The sequence below is a fragment of the Melioribacteraceae bacterium genome, from assembly GCA_035362835.1.
Lineage (GTDB): Bacteria > Bacteroidota > Ignavibacteria > Ignavibacteriales > Melioribacteraceae > DSXH01.
The window spans coordinates 1,276,936-1,293,662 of sequence record DAOSDY010000001.1 but is presented as its reverse complement, the minus strand read 5'-3'; the positions used below and the strand labels follow the sequence as shown (position 1 = coordinate 1,293,662).

At 39.0% G+C, this 16,727-nt stretch carries 15 protein-coding genes; 4 read left to right on the top strand and 11 right to left on the bottom strand.

Features of this window, described 5'->3' with window-relative positions; all coding sequences use genetic code 11:
* Positions 1 to 516: 516 nt before the first annotated feature.
* The 11 genes from PLZ15_05475 to PLZ15_05425 form a co-directional block, all read right to left on the bottom strand.
* Positions 517 to 1,266, bottom strand: coding sequence for a hypothetical protein (locus tag PLZ15_05475; protein HOI29195.1), 750 nt, complete (start codon positions 1,264 to 1,266; stop codon positions 517 to 519).
* A gap of 12 nt (positions 1,267 to 1,278) precedes the next feature.
* A complete protein-coding gene (locus tag PLZ15_05470) occupies positions 1,279 to 1,728 on the bottom strand; it encodes a hypothetical protein (protein ID HOI29194.1) in 450 nt (149 codons plus the stop codon).
* Positions 1,729 to 1,774: 46 nt separating this feature from the next.
* Complete coding sequence (locus PLZ15_05465; GenBank protein HOI29193.1) at positions 1,775 to 2,467, bottom strand: HEAT repeat domain-containing protein; 693 nt, start codon at positions 2,465 to 2,467, stop codon at positions 1,775 to 1,777.
* 50 nt (positions 2,468 to 2,517) lie between these two features.
* Entirely contained in the window at positions 2,518 to 3,204 is a 687-nt protein-coding gene (locus PLZ15_05460; protein ID HOI29192.1) for a hypothetical protein, read from the bottom strand.
* 188 nt (positions 3,205 to 3,392) lie between these two features.
* Positions 3,393 to 5,543 (bottom strand): glycoside hydrolase family 97 protein, encoded by a 2,151-nt coding sequence (locus PLZ15_05455; protein ID HOI29191.1) that lies wholly within the window; start codon positions 5,541 to 5,543, stop codon positions 3,393 to 3,395.
* A 163-nt stretch (positions 5,544 to 5,706) separates the two neighbouring features.
* Positions 5,707 to 6,036 (bottom strand): DHCW motif cupin fold protein, encoded by a 330-nt coding sequence (locus tag PLZ15_05450; protein ID HOI29190.1) that lies wholly within the window; start codon positions 6,034 to 6,036, stop codon positions 5,707 to 5,709.
* Between the two features lie 57 nt (positions 6,037 to 6,093).
* A complete protein-coding gene (locus tag PLZ15_05445) occupies positions 6,094 to 7,797 on the bottom strand; it encodes a serine hydrolase domain-containing protein (GenBank protein ID HOI29189.1) in 1,704 nt (567 codons plus the stop codon).
* An 88-nt stretch (positions 7,798 to 7,885) separates the two neighbouring features.
* Positions 7,886 to 8,545: a hypothetical protein gene (locus PLZ15_05440; GenBank protein HOI29188.1), complete on the bottom strand. Its 660-nt coding sequence runs from the start codon at positions 8,543 to 8,545 to the stop codon at positions 7,886 to 7,888.
* Positions 8,546 to 8,558: 13 nt separating this feature from the next.
* Complete coding sequence (locus tag PLZ15_05435) at positions 8,559 to 9,491, bottom strand: proline iminopeptidase-family hydrolase (protein HOI29187.1); 933 nt, start codon at positions 9,489 to 9,491, stop codon at positions 8,559 to 8,561.
* 142 nt (positions 9,492 to 9,633) lie between these two features.
* Positions 9,634 to 10,710, bottom strand: a complete 1,077-nt coding sequence (locus PLZ15_05430; protein HOI29186.1) for an alginate lyase family protein — start codon at positions 10,708 to 10,710, stop codon at positions 9,634 to 9,636.
* 79 nt (positions 10,711 to 10,789) lie between these two features.
* Complete coding sequence (locus PLZ15_05425) at positions 10,790 to 12,421, bottom strand: M14 family metallopeptidase (GenBank protein ID HOI29185.1); 1,632 nt, start codon at positions 12,419 to 12,421, stop codon at positions 10,790 to 10,792.
* Positions 12,422 to 12,624: 203 nt separating this feature from the next.
* Here PLZ15_05425 and PLZ15_05420 point away from each other — a divergent pair, with 203 nt between their 5' ends.
* The 4 genes from PLZ15_05420 to PLZ15_05405 all read left to right on the top strand — a co-directional run bounded on the left by PLZ15_05420 (position 12,625) and on the right by PLZ15_05405 (position 16,674).
* Positions 12,625 to 14,220 (top strand): NAD(P)/FAD-dependent oxidoreductase, encoded by a 1,596-nt coding sequence (locus PLZ15_05420; protein HOI29184.1) that lies wholly within the window; start codon positions 12,625 to 12,627, stop codon positions 14,218 to 14,220.
* A gap of 23 nt (positions 14,221 to 14,243) precedes the next feature.
* Entirely contained in the window at positions 14,244 to 15,386 is a 1,143-nt protein-coding gene (locus PLZ15_05415) for a DUF2891 domain-containing protein (GenBank protein HOI29183.1), read from the top strand.
* 1 nt (position 15,387) lies between these two features.
* On the top strand, positions 15,388 to 16,038 hold the full coding sequence (locus PLZ15_05410) for a carbonic anhydrase (GenBank protein ID HOI29182.1): 651 nt from the start codon (positions 15,388 to 15,390) through the stop codon (positions 16,036 to 16,038).
* A 168-nt stretch (positions 16,039 to 16,206) separates the two neighbouring features.
* On the top strand, positions 16,207 to 16,674 hold the full coding sequence (locus tag PLZ15_05405; protein HOI29181.1) for a CopD family protein: 468 nt from the start codon (positions 16,207 to 16,209) through the stop codon (positions 16,672 to 16,674).
* Positions 16,675 to 16,727: the final 53 nt, after the last annotated feature.

Below are 16,727 nucleotides of genomic sequence, written 5' to 3'. Positions count from 1 at the left end.
GACTTGACTAAAAGATTTTCTAAATCACTCTAAAGATATCATGAATCTATCTTATTTCCATATAAGCTTAAGAACTGATTCTTTACTGCAAAAAACTATTATATAAAAGCTTACTGCATTTTCCTCATAATTAGTGTGTTTTTCCCCCTGGTACTGGATAAAGTAAGAATTGCACCATCTTTTGATCTACAGAAAAAATTACGAATACCCGAAAATTCTTCATCGTTCTGCGTTTTACCAATTTTCGTGGTTATTCCATTATAAAGAAATTCAAAAAATATTTTTACAGTTTAACATCCTTATTTGCGCCGGTTCATTCCTGTTTCATCATTTAATCTTCTATTGTAATGAAATAGGAAAATTTAGAGAATGCTTTGCCTGCAGTAAATAGTATTAAGGCGATAAACAAAGATTGTATTTACATTCTGCACTCCATACTTATTCTATTAAAATAATGTTCTCAAATCTATCTTTATCCTTTCTCAAAACACCGACACAGTCCAACAAGATCTATCTTTAAAAATGAATTGATGCGCCGATCAAAATAAATCTTTCTGACGGACCCGAAGAAGTGCTTGATGATCCAAAATAATCATAAGTGTCGTCGCTATAGAGATAATCATAATAATGTATTGTTTCTGTATATGCGCTCATTGGACGGAATTCAAAATCGACGGATAAAAATTTAAATGGAACAAACTTACAACCCAATATAAAACCATAACGGAACATATTAACGGAATTTGAACCGTTGGCATTATTAAACGGGCTCGAATCACCCGAAATTGTATAGCTCTGGAAAGAGGCACCTAGAACAAAGCCGAGTGTCAATGCGAGCGGAAAATTATTAAATGGCAGAATGTGAACATTAAAATCAAACATCAGCATAGAGTAGCCGATATCATTGTATGAAAGCAAATCGGAAAAATCAACCGGCATATTTGAGTCTAATATTTTTCTGGCCTTGAAAGGATTAAGTTTGGTTGTGGAATAGTTTGCACTTGCACTTAAACCGGCCCAAAAATCTTTTGGTAAAAGGGCATAACCAAATCCATATGCAATCATGTTTTTGCTCTGATTTAGCATCATTTCCCGTTCGTCCCAATTAAGAATCATTGCCTGGTTAAATGAAGTATATGCTCCGCGTACAAAAAATCCTTTTAAGAAATATTCAGACTCTTTTTCTTGGGCTAAATTAAAACTATTAAATAGACACAAAAATAAAATAGTTAATGCAATTGAGTCTTTTCTGTCTGCGGTTCTCATATTAAATGGTCCTTAATTTGGTTGATCCATTAGTTTGCTAAATAGTTTTTTCTCAAGCAGATTCTTATTAAAAACAATCAAAGCGGAGACAATGAGCGAAAGCAGACTTGCCGAAGTAAAGAGCCACAATCCACCGCCGGGGATATAGTTGACTTCAGCGCTTATTACCAGATAAAACAGAATATTGTACACTCCGATGACAAAACACAATAGCGATGTGGCGAGTGCTGTAATTCTAAATGCTGTGTGTCTCTTTGCAAGCGAAATTCCAATAATAAAAATGAGCGCGCATACAATGGGCAGAAAGTGAAGTCCAAAAAGCATATCGAAAGAACTATTCTCGATTCCCAGAAACTCGCTTATCCTTGTAAGCCACATAGTATCTTCGCCGACATAAGTCTCCCACTGAATAAATACAGATACTAACATGGTAAGTCCGAAAAAAATACCTAAGCCGATCATAAATTTCTCCACTGATAATTTTTAAGAAACAGTTATATCTATGTTTTTATGACGATAATTTTTTAAGTGCTTCCTGGGCAAAACTTATAACTTCTGCATTTTTATCGGTTTCAGAAATTTCTTTGATGCGCGGCAGAGCAGACTTATCGCCGATTTCACCAAGAGCTTGAGAGGCAATCATTCTTACATCGGCTTCATAATCATCAAGCGCCAGAATTAATTGCGGAACAGCCGACTGAACGTTGAGTTTGCCGAGGTAATATGCAGCACCGGCGCGTAAACTTGCTGTAGACGATATTTTTATACCGAGCGGGTTTTTAACCGGGCACGTTTCCTTATCAAGCGCTTGAATTACTAGAGGAATATGCTGAGCGCCTAACCTAACAACAGCATCGCATGCCATCAGCCATAGCTTCGATGTTGAAGGAGTGTGAATCATCCCAAGTAAATGAAAAATTTTATTTGCTTGTTCATAATCCTGAATTCTTCTCTTATCAATTCTTATAAGCGGTGTTAGAATGAAAGCAAGTAGGTAGCCCACAATAATAACTCCCAAAGTGCCCAACACAATTAAAAGCAGTCCGTCTTCTAGAATATTAAAATCAGTTTTGGTCTCCGATAAATTGTACACCTTATAACCCATGTAAACAAACGCAAGCCAGCCGAAGTTTTTTAGAAGCATTAAATATGTTTCTTTTACTTCCGCAAAAAACGTTGATTTTGTTTTTTGCTCTCCCATTTTAGTTACCCCGCTCAATTATATTAAAAGTTGAATTTATGACAACGTCTTTAATTCACTTTCTCAAAAGACCAGCCCGCCGAAATTTTATTTTTATAATCCAGACTTTCTTTATAATCAATATTAATTAATTCGTATTCATTAATGATAATTGTATTTACGACGGCTTCTCTTACAAATCTGTCATTATCTTTTAAGGCATTAAATACGGAATTTTTCCCGGATAGTTTAACAACCAATTCAAACAATGTAATATGATACGTGCTGTTATTTAGTACGTTTAAGAATGGTGCATTTAGTGGATTTTTATAAGGTGCCTTTTCGCCAACGATAGAATTAATAAATTCCGGCGGTTCAATCCGTCCGGTGAAATATGTTTCGATAATAAGATTCTTTCCTTGCTTCAATATTAGTAACCCGGTAAGTTTTGCCCCGGAATATAATTTGCCGAACGGATTATATTCTGCCGCAAGGCTTGATGCGGTTAAATCTATTTTTAAATCATATTCGGCGTTATTATTAAACTTATTTGTAATCTGAAGATTCCCGTAGGCTAAGATCCTTTTTGCTATTTCTTTAAGAGGAAGATTCAGCTCTGCCCGATTATCATAATCGATTATCAAATCCTGCATTGCGGAAAAATATACAAGGTTGTTTTTAGTTGTTTGGGGTGAAAGAAACGATTGGAAGAGGAACCAGCAAAGGATTGTAAAGATTACAATCGAACTTTTTTTCATAGCCGGCTAATTAATGCAGTGTAATTTAGTTAAAAGTGGGACAAATGGCTTTTAAAAAATCATGATACATTTTCGCGGTTCTTTCCTGCTAGATTTTCTCTCTGTACACAAACTACCGGATTCTTCAGAATAACAAAAGCAACAAATCGCCAACAACTAATAACAGATCACAGATTACCGATCACTGGTCACCGAATACTAATCGCGCATCCGCCGCCGGGTGCAAGTTTAATTTCCAGAACATCTTTCGATGTAACAGACTTTTTTATTATCTCATAATCCATCGGATTCTTTTCCCAATGGGCATCTTTTGAATCGGCGTAGATCTCTGCTTTGTAACTATTATTATTCTCTAAAAAGGCTAATGGAATCACCGCGGTTCTTTCATGCTCATCTGTTATTGCGCCAATAAACCATTCGTTTTTTCCTTTGGCTTTACGCGCAACAGTAATATAATCCCCGGGTTCGGCCTCCAGGTATTTTGTATCATCCCAGTCAACAGCAACGTCTTTAATAAACTGAAACGCATCAAGATGTTTCTCATAGTTTTCAGGTAAGTCCGCAGCCATCTGTAATGGAGAATACATGGTAACATAAAGCGCAAGCTGCTTTGCCAGAGTTGTATGAACCTGTTCTTTTTTATCTGGATTGTAATAATTCATTTTGATTTGGAAAATTCCGGGTGTATAATCCATCGGTCCGCCCATCAAACGGGTAAACGGCAGAATTGTTTCGTGTTCGGGAGGATTGCCAACACTCCAGGCATTGAACTCATTGCCTCGTGCAGCTTCGCAGGCGAGCCAGTTTGGATATGTTCTATGAAGTCCCGTAGGCCTGACCGGTTCGTGGGCATTGAGCATCAATCTGTTTTTAGCAAGACGTTCTGCAACTCTTACATAATGCTGAACCATCCACTGCCCATCGTGAAATTCACCGCGCGGAATAATGCGGGCAACATAGCCGGTTTTCACCGCCGGGTATCCGTACTTTTTCATAAAATGATATGCTTCGTCCATTCTTCTTTCATAATTGGTAACCGATGCGGATGTTTCGTGATGCATTATCATCTTAACGCCTTTGGATGCAGCATATCTGGAAATTTCTTCAACATCGAAGTCGGGATACGGTGTTACAAAATCAAATACCTCTTCTTTCCACCTGCCGTGCCAGTCCTCCCATCCTACATTCCATCCTTCAACAAGAACCCCGTCGAATCCGTGTTCGGCGGCAAAGTCGATGTATTTCTTAGTTCTAAGGGTAGTGGCGCCGTGGCGTCCGTTCGGTTTAAGACTCTTCCAGTCTGTAAGGTCAAGACTAACATTGCTCACGTCGGAATAATTCCAGGATGAAATGCCAATATGCATTTCCCACCAGATGCCGACGTATTTCATCGGTTTAATCCAGCTTGTGTCGTCGATTTTTGACGGTTCGTTAAGATTAAGAATCATCTTTGAAGCGAGTATTTCCTCTGCCATATCACTTACAATTACAGTCCGCCATGGAGTTTTGCAAGGAGTTCTCATGTACGCTTTATTTCCGACTGCGTCTGGTACGAGTCGGGATTCTAAAACAAAGTTAGACTGATCAATTTCGAGATGCATTGCAGGATAATCAATAAGGGCTGCTTCAAAAATATTTATGTATAATCCCTCTGAAGACTTCATCATCAGCGGAGTTTGAACAAAGTTTTTGCCGATAATTGTCCTGGAAAAAATTTCATTCACATTCTTTCCAAAAAGAGCATCGACTTTACTCAGCGGCGATTTTGTATAGTAATATTCATTTGTATCAAAGTCACCCGGAATCCAGAAAGCAATATGATCTCCGGTGAGACTGAATTGAGTCATTTCCTCTGCGACAGTGAAATAGCCAAGATTATTCTGAACCGGGAACTCATAACGGAAACCGAGTCCATCGTTATAAAGCCGGAAGCGGACAATTATTTCCCGGTTATTTACTTCAGGTTGTGCAAGAGTAACCGCGAGTTCACGGTAATTATTCCTGATCGACTTCACTTCGCCCCAGACCGGCTCCCAGGTTTCATCAAATGTGGAGGTGTCGACCTTTAAGACTACAAAGTTTTTATCGAACGAATGAACTTCTGCAAATTCAAGCCCCGGAACAATCGCCATATTCTTGTCCGTGTACATATCTTTCAGTTTTAAACCAAGCCGGCTCGGCTTAATTACCTGTATATCTTGTCTGCTCAAACTGTAACCTGGAATGCCGCCAGCACTAAGCGAAAAATTAAGAACAAGCTTGCCGTCGGGTGATTTGATCGTTTGTGAATGAAGAATTGAAGTTGAGAGAATTATAAGAATGTAAATAATCCTTTTCATCTATTCCTCTGAATTGAAGTGATGAGATATACGAAATTAATTACCGGCAAATTATCTGGAAGCGGGCCGATAATCAAGAGAAGATTTCTTTGAAAGACTTCGAAACTTTGCGAACGCTTCGATTTTTCCGTGCGCTCTGCGTATTAATCTCTTAAATAATGTATCAATCAACTATCAGCAGTTTAACATATCCGTTGGTTTTTGATCGGTGCGGAATATCATCATCGGCAACCTGATAACTCATTCCCGGATAAAGCTTGGTAACTCTGCCGTCTTTAAGTTCTGTTATCAACTCGCCCTCAAGCACATAAACAACATGACCGCGGCTGCACCAGTGATCGGCCAAGTAGTTTTCTGAATATTCTACAATCCTTACACGCAGATTCCCCTGTTCAAATGTTCTCCAGAATGCTTTTCCAGATTCGCCTGAAAATTCTTTTCTTTCTATTTTTGCCCAATCAGTAACTGTGTACTTAATATTTTCTATTCTCATTTCGTTTACCTTCCTTAATTAATCCTACTATACCTTTTTAAAATGCTCCGTCACCTATTACTTTTTATCAGCTTCCAGTAACTTCATTATTTTAACATTTTTCCAGGTTGGTCTGTCGGTGCGAAGATCAAGAGATTCTCCGTGAGCTGTGAAAAATAAACCAGGCAAATATTCTCTTAACTTCATGTTATCTAAATAAAGAAATCCGTTCTTCTTATTAACCTCTCTTGTTTCAGCTGGAAATTCATAAATTATCAGAGCGTATTTACCAATATATTTTTCCCATTCTGGATTAAAACGACCCGCGGGTTCATCCGGACGATCGTTCAAATCGAGAAATTCGTTATCGTACTCTCTGATCATGACAACAGGAATCTTGTTTTCATCAAGAATAAATTTATAATACTGCGGAGTTCCTGAGAATACGAAGAAGAGCCTGTCCTCGGACACAAAATTCGCGGGTTTAAAATTTATTCCGGGAGTAATTCCCATTTTATTATCCTGCCATTCAAGAAGCATGAATCCCGCGCGGTTGTACAAATACTGACCCACGAATTTTCTCTGATACGAAGTATCGGTCTGAATTACATTTTCATTGAATTTTGAGAGATCCTGATTCGGTTGTTCTGCCTTTCCAAATTTCATTTTCAGAATCATGTTTCCTATCATTTCGGGAATAGCAACATTCAGAATGTGACCGGTTGAATTAGTTAGTACAACAATACCAACATTTAACTCCGGGCACCACGACATATTGGATAAAAAACCATAACCGCCTCCGCCATGAGAGAACAAATTAACATTACCGCGCCTGGTTATTGCCGTTCCCAAAGCATAACCGGTAGTCTGATTTTTATTACGATTTGGAACCGAGAACATTTCACATAATATTTCTCGACTTATTATCTGACTCCCTTTTGCTAGTCCCTTATTTAGCTGAAAATTAATATACAGGGATAAATCATGCACATTTGAATACATTCCTCCGGCCGCAAGCATCGGAACTTCAACCGGGGGCTTCCTTGGCGAAGAGGTGTGACCAATTGCCCGGTCTTCCATATTTTTTATCGTTTCGATGTCAAAACTGCTTTCAGTCATTCCAATCGGATTAAAAATTTTTTCTTTTACATAATTTTGGAACGGTACGCCCGATACCTGCTGCAGAATAAACCCGGCAAGGTCTATTCCGAGGTTTGAATAGCTGTACCTTTCGCCGACGCGGAAACGAAGCCAGGTATCAGAAATGCTTTTTATGTGATCATCAAACTTTTGAGTGTAGAAATCGTAATTGTTGCCTATGGGGGCTTCGTGTGTAAAACCGGCTCTGTGTGAAAGCAGAAGTCTGAGAGTCATTTTTCTTTCCGGGTGTTCTTCAAAACGGCTGTTCACAGTGAATCCGGGTATGTAATCTGTTATTGGTTTATCGAGTTCCAATAATCCATCCTGTACTGCCATTAAAACCGCCAATGCTGTGAAATTTTTAGACATCGACTGGATACTGAAATTTGTAAGAGGAGTAACCGGAATTCCCTGATCCCTCGAAGTAAGACCAAATCCTTCCTCCCAGAGAATTCCCTTATCGTCAACTATAGCGATTGAAAGTCCTGGAACATCTTTCTCTTTCATCATTTGAGGAATTGTGTCGCGCAAAGAGCGGATTATTTCAGTATAACTTTTGTAATTGCTTGAGTACTGAGAAAATATTGCATTAACAAACCCAGCAAAGATTAAAAATAACAACAATACTTTTTTGATTGTCATTTATTACCTTCAAATATTTGCATCAATTAAGACGAGTCAATTAAAGGATTGTTGGCGCAGAGATGTTGGGGAAGAAAATTAAATTATTTTAGTTTCTTATTCGTTGTCTCGTTTTTTTTGGTAAATACAATCCTTCTTGTATTGATCCGGTAAAGCAGAGGCTGACAACCTCATTATCTGCCGGTGAAAGATTATTTAGCATCTTCTTAGTCAGAATTGGATAATGTTTTATTCTGAATAGATAATCTCCTATGAATTCCAGATCTTCATATGTGGTCATCCAATTGAATTTATCGAAACGTGAGAGGTCGACGGGAACTGAATAGCTTCTCAAAGATTTTTCGCCGAGCGTATTGAAATAAAAATCGAAGTAGGACATAACCAGTTCTCTCAGGGTTCTGTAAACCGGTTCGCGGAATCTCAATACAGTAGTATTCGATTTAGCAACAGCGCCGAAACAATTGTTCTGTTTGAAAATGGCTATCACATGATCGTCGTCGTTGTCGGCCATGAGATCAACTATAACGGGTTTGTGTCCCAGCACACTTAATGCAGCCGCGGCAAACAAAGCGCCTTCGAAACAGTTTGCTTTTCTGCTTTGGATAATATTTCTTGGCGAGCAGGTTTTATTATCCGGATTATAGTCCGTTTCATTCAGGAATTTCTGGATCCCGGCAGGTGATTTAAGTCCTCTAATAAATTTTAATTCTTCTTTGTTGAAAAAGTTAGTTTGTTTTTCTGAGTGCATTCCACACCAATTATTAATTAATACTTTTTTTTAGAAAATTCCGGATTGCTGCAAAATAGAATTCCGGTTTTTCAATGTGAACAAAATGACCGCTCTTTTCTACAATGTGGAGTTCAGAGTTTATTATCTCCAGCCCCATTCTTTCGATTGCCTCCGTTGGAATAACATCGTATTCGCCGTGTATAATTAGAGTCGGGCATTTAATTTTTTTCAGCTTTTCGTATAGATTATAGCTCAACATGTATGGTCCAAAGTTTGCGGAGCTGGAAAAAAACTTCTTTATTCTATCGCTGTCGAAGTAATTGAAGTTTTTTTTCTCGGCCAATGTAGAATCGTAGAAATATGTCTTCATGCGAATGTTCATAAATTCTTTGAAAAGATCCGGGTCTTTGCGTAAATCCGGATTCTGTGAAATTTCTGTAAGCCGTTCAAGCTCCTTCTTTGATAACCGATTCATAATTGTCTGTTGGACCTGCTGAAGATACTCGCTGCTTCCGGGAGCCGGTTCAAGCAGAATCAGGTTTTTTACATTGTTTGGATATTTTAACACATAATTGATTGCGATTAACGCACCCCAGGATTGGCCGACTAAATTCATTTTTTCAAGTTGGAACTCCCTGCGGACTCCTTCAAGATCTTCAATCATAGTTTCCATTGTTACCGGTTGATCTTCTTTAATTTCCTCCGATTTTCCACATCCGCGCTGATCATAAAAAATAAGTCTGTAATTATCATTCAATTGTTTGAAGGATTCGAAGAGATAATCGTGAGCAAGACCGGGTCCTCCATGAACAATAATAAGTGATTCGCCGGCGCCAATTGTTCTGCAGAAAATCTTTGATCCATTAATCTCTTTAATCGATCCGCTTGCCTGAGAAAATAAAACCCCCGGGCTGAACATTAACAAATAAAAAAATAGAACGGGAATAAAGGAGTGTCGTCTCATACTATCTCCTATCTATAAATTGATTACTGCCCTTGTCGGTTCAGAAGAATCAAAATAAATTTACTTTAAGAACACGGGAAACAGCAAGCATCAGTTTGATAGAACCTTTGATCAACAAGAAATAACATTAAAATAATTCAGCCTAAAAACTATTAATCATTTTTGCCTGAATCTGTAAATACAAAAAAGATTTTCGATTTTCCATATTCAAAATTGATTCAGCGATAGACAAATATTTGGAATCGAATATTGAAGCAAGCAAAAACATATCTATAGATTCTATTGGATCCCAGATTTTTCCCGGCATATAATAAGTATCTCCGGCGCTCCATCTTTTCTTGTCAAGTTCCACCGTGGTATTTATCCATTCTCTGTGTGTTTTTTCTCCCAGAACATAAGGAATCACAAAATCAATCGACTTCTTGAGACTGCCTCCCCCTTCATTCTCTTTTGTAAATAAATCATAATTTAGTTCTCTTGCTAAAACGCACACTTCTAGAAGCGATTGAATTCCATCGACATGATAGCTTAAGGCGTCTCTTCTTAAAAAATCCCAACTAGTGCCGTCGTAGTAAAGAGAGGAAGTATGAATGGAATCGTATTTCTCAAGTGCCCATGAAATAAAGTCTTTTCTTTCAAGCAATATTCCCGAAAGCAAAACAAGCTTAATTCTTTTGGCTGCACGGTTACCGGATTTTTTATTCACTTCGGCCAGGTGGATCTGTTTATTTGCAATTGATTCGATTAAATCCCAAACCGGCTTTAAATCAAATTCTTTCTTAAGATAAAAATAGCTCATAAACATCGTCAATAATTTGTTTTCATTTACATCATTGCCGGTTGGCTGGTATGAATAACTCCATGAGATTAATATTTCTTTTGCTTTTGCTGCATACTTTAAATTCTCGGTCAGAATATACGCCCACGTAAGAGAATTTAAATAATCCATATCCTTTAGATGCTGAACCGAACTAATTCTATCGGGGTGATTACTTACCAATCCCTCATAGCGAATTTCTTCCAATGGCGACGGTTTCTGCATAAGAAACTTTTCTGCTTCTTGAACATGAAATTCGCCCGGGTTCTTTAATCCACCCTTTAGATATCTTTTTTTTAATGATGAAAGCTCTTTTTCATTTAGCAAGACAAACGGTTCGGGATTGTATTCAGCAAAATTTTTCTCCGATAACTCCTGACAATAAAGTGCTGAATTTAGCATAACACTGATTTCAATTAGAAAAGAAATAAGAACCAAATGAGAAAAAGCCGGGAGAAAATCGTTAATGAAAATTCTCAATTTATTTTCCAGTAATAATTTCTATCTTATTCATTACTTTATAAACCGGATACGGGAGAAATCCTCCGCCCCACTGCGGTACCAAGTGGTTGTCGAAGAAATTCCAGTGGAGCAGCCCATCGTCTGTCTCCGGCTCTAAAAGATATGCTGCGACATTAGCAAGCGGCTGTGCCATTCTAACAACTATAGTACCTTTAACAAACTTCTTCTTCTCGGCAGTATAATCCCCTTTAACAATATTATTATAATGGCCCTGGTTAAGACGCTGCTCGGGTTTCAGTTCTTTTATCCTGAAGGACTGAACTTCGATTTCTGTATCGGCAAGGAGTTTTTCCATCTTAATGCCGTGTGTTTTGAGAACAGACAATACTTTCGGATCGCTAACAGTCAGGAGATAAGCAAATGGAATTTTTGTCTGTTTTGTCGGAACATAATCGGCGAGGTAAGGCACTGTAACTGTTTTTTTAATCTCCGTAGGGTATAGGCGCTCTCTTCCGTTAGCATCCTTGCGTACTTCCATTTCAAAAGTATTTACAGTAATAGAAACTTTGGTTGGAACAACCCGCGACATTACAGCGAGCGAATCGTCCTTAGAGGGATTGTTTCCGCGTGCAACTGTTTTTGCGTCTGTCTCCATCAAAATATTTTTTATCTCAACTTTATTTGTAACCGCGCTTTCTAAAACCGACCATAAAAAATTATAAGTGCCTATAACCCGTTCTTTAAAATCGGAATAGACATAATCCTCGTTCAATATACCTATACGGTTTCTAAGTCCGATGTAATTAACTATATAACGGGGTTCATACGCATAAGAGATCCATCCTTTCGAATGATCCCTCTGGTCCACGAATTCACCGTAATATAGATTCATTGTATTATATTTTCCGGATAATGTTAGCGATATCTCCGGCATCAGTTTGTCGCGTGTATAAGCTATCAGAGACGTGTCCCCAGCCGGATTCATCATCCAAGTGAACGACACGGGTTCCTGCCGGTACGATCCGTTTGTAGTGTGAAGATCAACTAAAATTGCCGGATCCCATTTATTTAAAACATTTGTAAACAATCCTTTAACTTCGGGCGTTTCCACTTTCATGGCATCGCGATTCAAATCCAGGTTCTGACCGTTGTAGCGCAGCCCAACGCCATTCTTGGGACCTTTTTGATGCCTTCGGTTATCGACGCTGATTTTTTCGTTTCCGTCAATATTAAAAATCGGGCAGATCAGCAATACTATATCCTTAAGAATTTCTTTTCTATCCAGAAGAAGATCCCTGGCAAACATAAGGGCTGCTTCTTTACCTTCAACTTCTCCGGCGTGAATATTCGCCTGAATATATACAACAATACGCTTGTCATCTTTTAAGTCGGCCGGTGATTCGGGCAGGGGGCTTCCCAATATCATCAGGGGAATTTCCTTTCCTTCTGTTGAGACACCCATTGTTTCAACCCGGAAATTCTTAGAGAGTTTCTTCAGCGAATTTATAAAACTCATAACATCTTCATACCGTGATGTTGATTCGTAATTCGAATTTTCTGCTACCGTTAATAATGAGACTTTCTTGGGCTGAGCCGATATAACAGACAATGATACCAGAACTGCCATTATGAAAAGCACTGTTGAACGCATTTTAAATTCCCTGTTAAGTTTAATCATACTTGAAAAATAAAATTGTTATTTTGATATATCAATTGAAGGCAAAAATAAGAACTCTATTCCATTAATGAGATAATTTTATTTGCTCTGAACAGACTTGCCAACACGGCTTGTTTTAATGCGATGTGCAGCGGGATTTTTACTATCGGGCAAATAACATTCGATCGGGAATATAAATGAACAAGTACGACGTTATCATTATCGGCAGCGGGATCAGCGGTCTTTCGGCAGCAAGCATCCTTTCGAAACTCTTCAAGAAAAAAGTTATTCTAATTGAAAGACATTTCAAAATCGGCGGGTTCACACATATTTTTAAACGCAAAGGAGAGTACGGAGAATATCACTGGGATGTGGGACTTCATTATGTCGGGCAGATGGAAAGCGGTTCGATGAGCCGCGCGGTTTTTGATTATGTGACAGATGGAAAAGTTAATTGGAAAAAAATGCCCGATCCATATGACGTATTTGTTTACCCTGATTTTACTTTTAAAGCTATGGAAGGCGAACGATATCTTAAATCAGAAATGACAAAACTATTTCCGGCGGAAGCAGAAGCAATTAAAAAATATTTTGAAGATATAAAAATAATCACGAAATGGTTCGGCAGGTACAACTTCAGCCTAACGCTTAAACCGGCCGCGAGAAAAATTTCTTCGTATCTCTTTTCAAAGGGATCCGAGCTGGCACTTATGACACTCAAAGAATATCTGGATTCCAATTTCAAGGATGAGAAACTCAAGGCCTTGCTCGCATCTCAATGGGGCGATTACGGACTTCCCCCTTCTTTGGGATCGATGGCGGTACACTCCTTAATTGTTAATCATTATATAAACGGCGGTTTTTACCCCATCGGCGGCTCTAAAAAAATTGCCGATTCCGTAGTTCCTGTAATTGAAGGTGCCGGCGGTTCAGTTCTGGTTAATCATACAGCAAAAGAAATTTTAATTGAAAAGGGAAAAGCAATCGGAGTAAAAACGCTTAAAAAAGAAGGGTACGGTTTTATCGAAGTTGATTTTTTTGCAGATAAAATAATTTCAACGGCCGGAGCAAAAATTACTTACACAGAACTTCTTAACAGAAAAGATGAACCGGATTTTATTGAAGAAGTAAAGAGTTTCCCCTCAAGCATTTCTCACATCAATCTTTATCTCGGACTAAAGGAAAGTCCGGCGCGTCTCGGATTAAAGGGGGAAAACTACTGGATTTATAATTCATACGATCATGATGCAGGATTTAGAAACCGAAATCAACTTGCAAACGGTGTTGTCCACGGCGCTTATGTTTCTTTCCCTTCTCTTAAAGACCCCGATACAAAATCGCACACCGCCGAGATTATTGCGTTTGCGGATTACGGCATATTCGAAAAGTGGTCAAACGAACCCTGGAAAAAGAGGGGCGATGAATATGAGAATCTGAAAAAAGATCTTTCCGAAGTGCTGATACGGTTTACGGAAAAACACATAAAAGGTTTTAAAGATTTAATTGATTATCACGAGTTGTCAACTCCTCTTAGTACAATACACTTCACCGGAAATCCGGAGGGTTCTATTTACGGAATTCCCGCAACACCCGAACGTTATAAGATGAAATGGATCAGTCCTTATACTCATATAAAAAATCTTTATTTGTCTGGTGCCGATACATTCGGACATGGAATAGTGGGCGGTTTGATGAGCGGTGCGCTTACTGCAGCAATCGTTTATAAGGGTGTTAAAGGGGTCCCTGCAGTATTTAAAGAGGCGATCAAGTACCATCGTTCCCTGAGAAATTAGGATTATAATCAATAGGAATACGAATGAGAATTAAAACTCTTCTTCATCTGATTATACTTCCGGCCATGATCTCCGGCTTTTCAGAAGTGAATTGTCAGACTGAAAAAAACAATCCGGATTCAGTTTATCCGGAACTTAACATAAAATCGGCCGTTGAATTTTCGAAACTCGCATTGAAGTGCATTCAGAAAGAGTTTCCAAACAAACTTGATCACGTGATGAACGATGAAACAGAAGTAAAGGCGCCTTCTGTTCTTCATCCGGCTTTTTACGGTTGTTACGACTGGCATTCATCCGTTCACGGTCACTGGATGCTTGTCCGTTTGCTTAAACTCTTTCCGGAAATGGATAATGCAGGCATTATCAGAAAAGTATTAAACGAGAATCTAGCTCCGGAGAATATCAGGGTTGAAGTAGCGTATCTTGACCAGGCGAACAGAAAATCATTTGAGCGGACTTACGGCTGGGCATGGCTTTTAAAACTTGCCGAAGAGCTTCTGAGCTGGGATGATTCTCAGGCAGAGATGTGGTATGAAAATCTGAAACCCCTTGCCGAGGTGCTCGTTCAGCGTTATACAGACTTTCTGCCCAAGCAGAATTATCCTATCAGGACCGGGGTACACCCCAATACCGCTTTCGGAATCTCTTTTGCTCTTGATTATGCCCGTGCTGTAAAAAACTACCGGCTAGAATCACTGTTGACCGAAAGAGGAACAACATATTATCTTAAGGATAAGAATTACGATGCAAAATGGGAGCCCGGTGGAGAGGACTTTTTTTCGCCGGCTTTAATGGAAGCAGATCTGATGCGGAGAATTTTAGAGCCGAGACACTTTGCGGATTGGTTTAAGAAGTTTCTGCCTGATATTGAACATACAGCAAATTTACTTGAGCCGGCTACTGTTACTGACCGCACGGATCCGAAACTCGTGCATCTTGACGGATTAAATTTGACCCGTGCCTGGTGTATGTCCGGTATAGCGGGTTGTCTGCACAAAAATGATCCGCTTAAAATAATTTTAACAGACTCAGCCATTAAACACGCTAGAGCCGGGCTGGAGTATATTACAAGCGGGAATTATGAGGGGGAACACTGGCTCGCATCATTTGCGGTTTATCTGCTCTCTGAAATAAAAACAAATCAATTTATTAACAGAAAGGAATAAAATGAAACTTCATAAATTCTTTTTATTTATCGCATTCTACGCTTCATCAATTTTATTAAATGCTCAACACGAAAATTCCGCCGGTGCTGATGAGGCGCTGAAAAAATTGATGGAGGGGAATCAGAGATTTATTGAATTCAAACAAACACATCCCAATCAGAATGAAACGCGGTTGAAGGAAATCGCAACTTCCCAGAATCCTTTTGCAATAATTGTCGGCTGCTCAGATTCCCGCGTTCCTCCAGAAATAATCTTCGATCTCGGAATCGGCGATCTATTTATAATCCGGAATGCCGGAAATGTAGTTGACGATTTTGCTCTTGCAAGTATTGAGTATGCCGTCGAACATCTTGGTGTTAAATTGATTGTTGTTCTCGGTCATGAACGCTGCGGCGCTGTTGATGCTACAATTAAAGGCGGCCACCTCCCCGGGCACCTGAACAGTCTGACCAACGAAATAAAACCTTCGATCGGGTCGGCTAAAAGAATTACCGGAGATCTGCTAACTAATGTTATTTATTCCAACACGAAAAGAATAGCCGGACAAATATCGGCTTCCGGGGAATTAATGAAGGAGTTTATCGAGAGTAAGGGAGTTAAGGTTATTCCGGCTTATTATGACCTGGATTCGGGAAAAGTTGAATTATTTTAATTGTTTATAGATAAAAAATTTTTTCAAGGACAGGACAACTTTTATAGCTCCCCGATAGTCTTATAACATACAAAAACCGGGATTCAGTCAAAATCCGACTTCCGAATCGAATCCCGGCCAGTTTAATTTATCATATATAAAGTATCACAAACGGGAGGGAAAATTATTATGTCCGGTTTTGTTATAAATAATTTTATTCATCTATTAACTGCAGTAATCTGGATTGGAGGAATGATCTACACAAATATTGTGTTTATGCCTTCGCTTTCAGTTATTGAGCCATCGCAAAGGGGGGCAATGCTCGGCGCGGTTGCAAAACGGTTCACTATAGTGTCGTGGACAAGCATGCTTGTTCTTCTGGTAAGCGGATTTTTCAAAACACCGGAGGAGATGCTCTTTACAACTTCCAACAGTTACGGATTAATGATTACAATTAAGCACATCATGTTCCTTGCAATGATTGTATTCGGAGCGCTGATAACTTTCAAGTTTGCCCCGGTACTCAGAAAAGGAGCTCCCCGTCCGGGTGAAAAACCTTCGGCAGAATTTCTCGACGCACAGAAAAAACTGAAGATACTCTCAACAACGAATATGATTCTTGGCATCGGCGTCCTGCTTGCTGTATCTCTCTATTAATTGCTTCAGAATATTCGGATTCTAAACCGCGGGGGATTCTTCCCCTGCTTTTG

Excerpts from the sequence above, each read along its gene's own strand:
- PLZ15_05475 (HOI29195.1), bottom strand. The coding sequence starts at position 1,266 with ATGAGAACCGCAGACAGAAAAGACTCAATTGCATTAACTATTTTATTT.
- PLZ15_05470 (HOI29194.1), bottom strand. The coding sequence starts at position 1,728 with ATGATCGGCTTAGGTATTTTTTTCGGACTTACCATGTTAGTATCTGTA.
- PLZ15_05465 (HOI29193.1), bottom strand. The coding sequence starts at position 2,467 with ATGGGAGAGCAAAAAACAAAATCAACGTTTTTTGCGGAAGTAAAAGAA.
- PLZ15_05460 (HOI29192.1), bottom strand. The coding sequence starts at position 3,204 with ATGAAAAAAAGTTCGATTGTAATCTTTACAATCCTTTGCTGGTTCCTC.
- PLZ15_05455 (HOI29191.1), bottom strand. The coding sequence starts at position 5,543 with ATGAAAAGGATTATTTACATTCTTATAATTCTCTCAACTTCAATTCTT.
- PLZ15_05450 (HOI29190.1), bottom strand. The coding sequence starts at position 6,036 with ATGAGAATAGAAAATATTAAGTACACAGTTACTGATTGGGCAAAAATA.
- PLZ15_05445 (HOI29189.1), bottom strand. The coding sequence starts at position 7,797 with ATGACAATCAAAAAAGTATTGTTGTTATTTTTAATCTTTGCTGGGTTT.
- PLZ15_05440 (HOI29188.1), bottom strand. The coding sequence starts at position 8,545 with ATGCACTCAGAAAAACAAACTAACTTTTTCAACAAAGAAGAATTAAAA.
- PLZ15_05435 (HOI29187.1), bottom strand. The coding sequence starts at position 9,491 with ATGAGACGACACTCCTTTATTCCCGTTCTATTTTTTTATTTGTTAATG.
- PLZ15_05430 (HOI29186.1), bottom strand. The coding sequence starts at position 10,710 with ATGCTAAATTCAGCACTTTATTGTCAGGAGTTATCGGAGAAAAATTTT.
- PLZ15_05425 (HOI29185.1), bottom strand. The coding sequence starts at position 12,421 with ATGCGTTCAACAGTGCTTTTCATAATGGCAGTTCTGGTATCATTGTCT.
- PLZ15_05420 (HOI29184.1), top strand. The coding sequence starts at position 12,625 with ATGAACAAGTACGACGTTATCATTATCGGCAGCGGGATCAGCGGTCTT.
- PLZ15_05415 (HOI29183.1), top strand. The coding sequence starts at position 14,244 with ATGAGAATTAAAACTCTTCTTCATCTGATTATACTTCCGGCCATGATC.
- PLZ15_05410 (HOI29182.1), top strand. The coding sequence starts at position 15,388 with ATGAAACTTCATAAATTCTTTTTATTTATCGCATTCTACGCTTCATCA.
- PLZ15_05405 (HOI29181.1), top strand. The coding sequence starts at position 16,207 with ATGTCCGGTTTTGTTATAAATAATTTTATTCATCTATTAACTGCAGTA.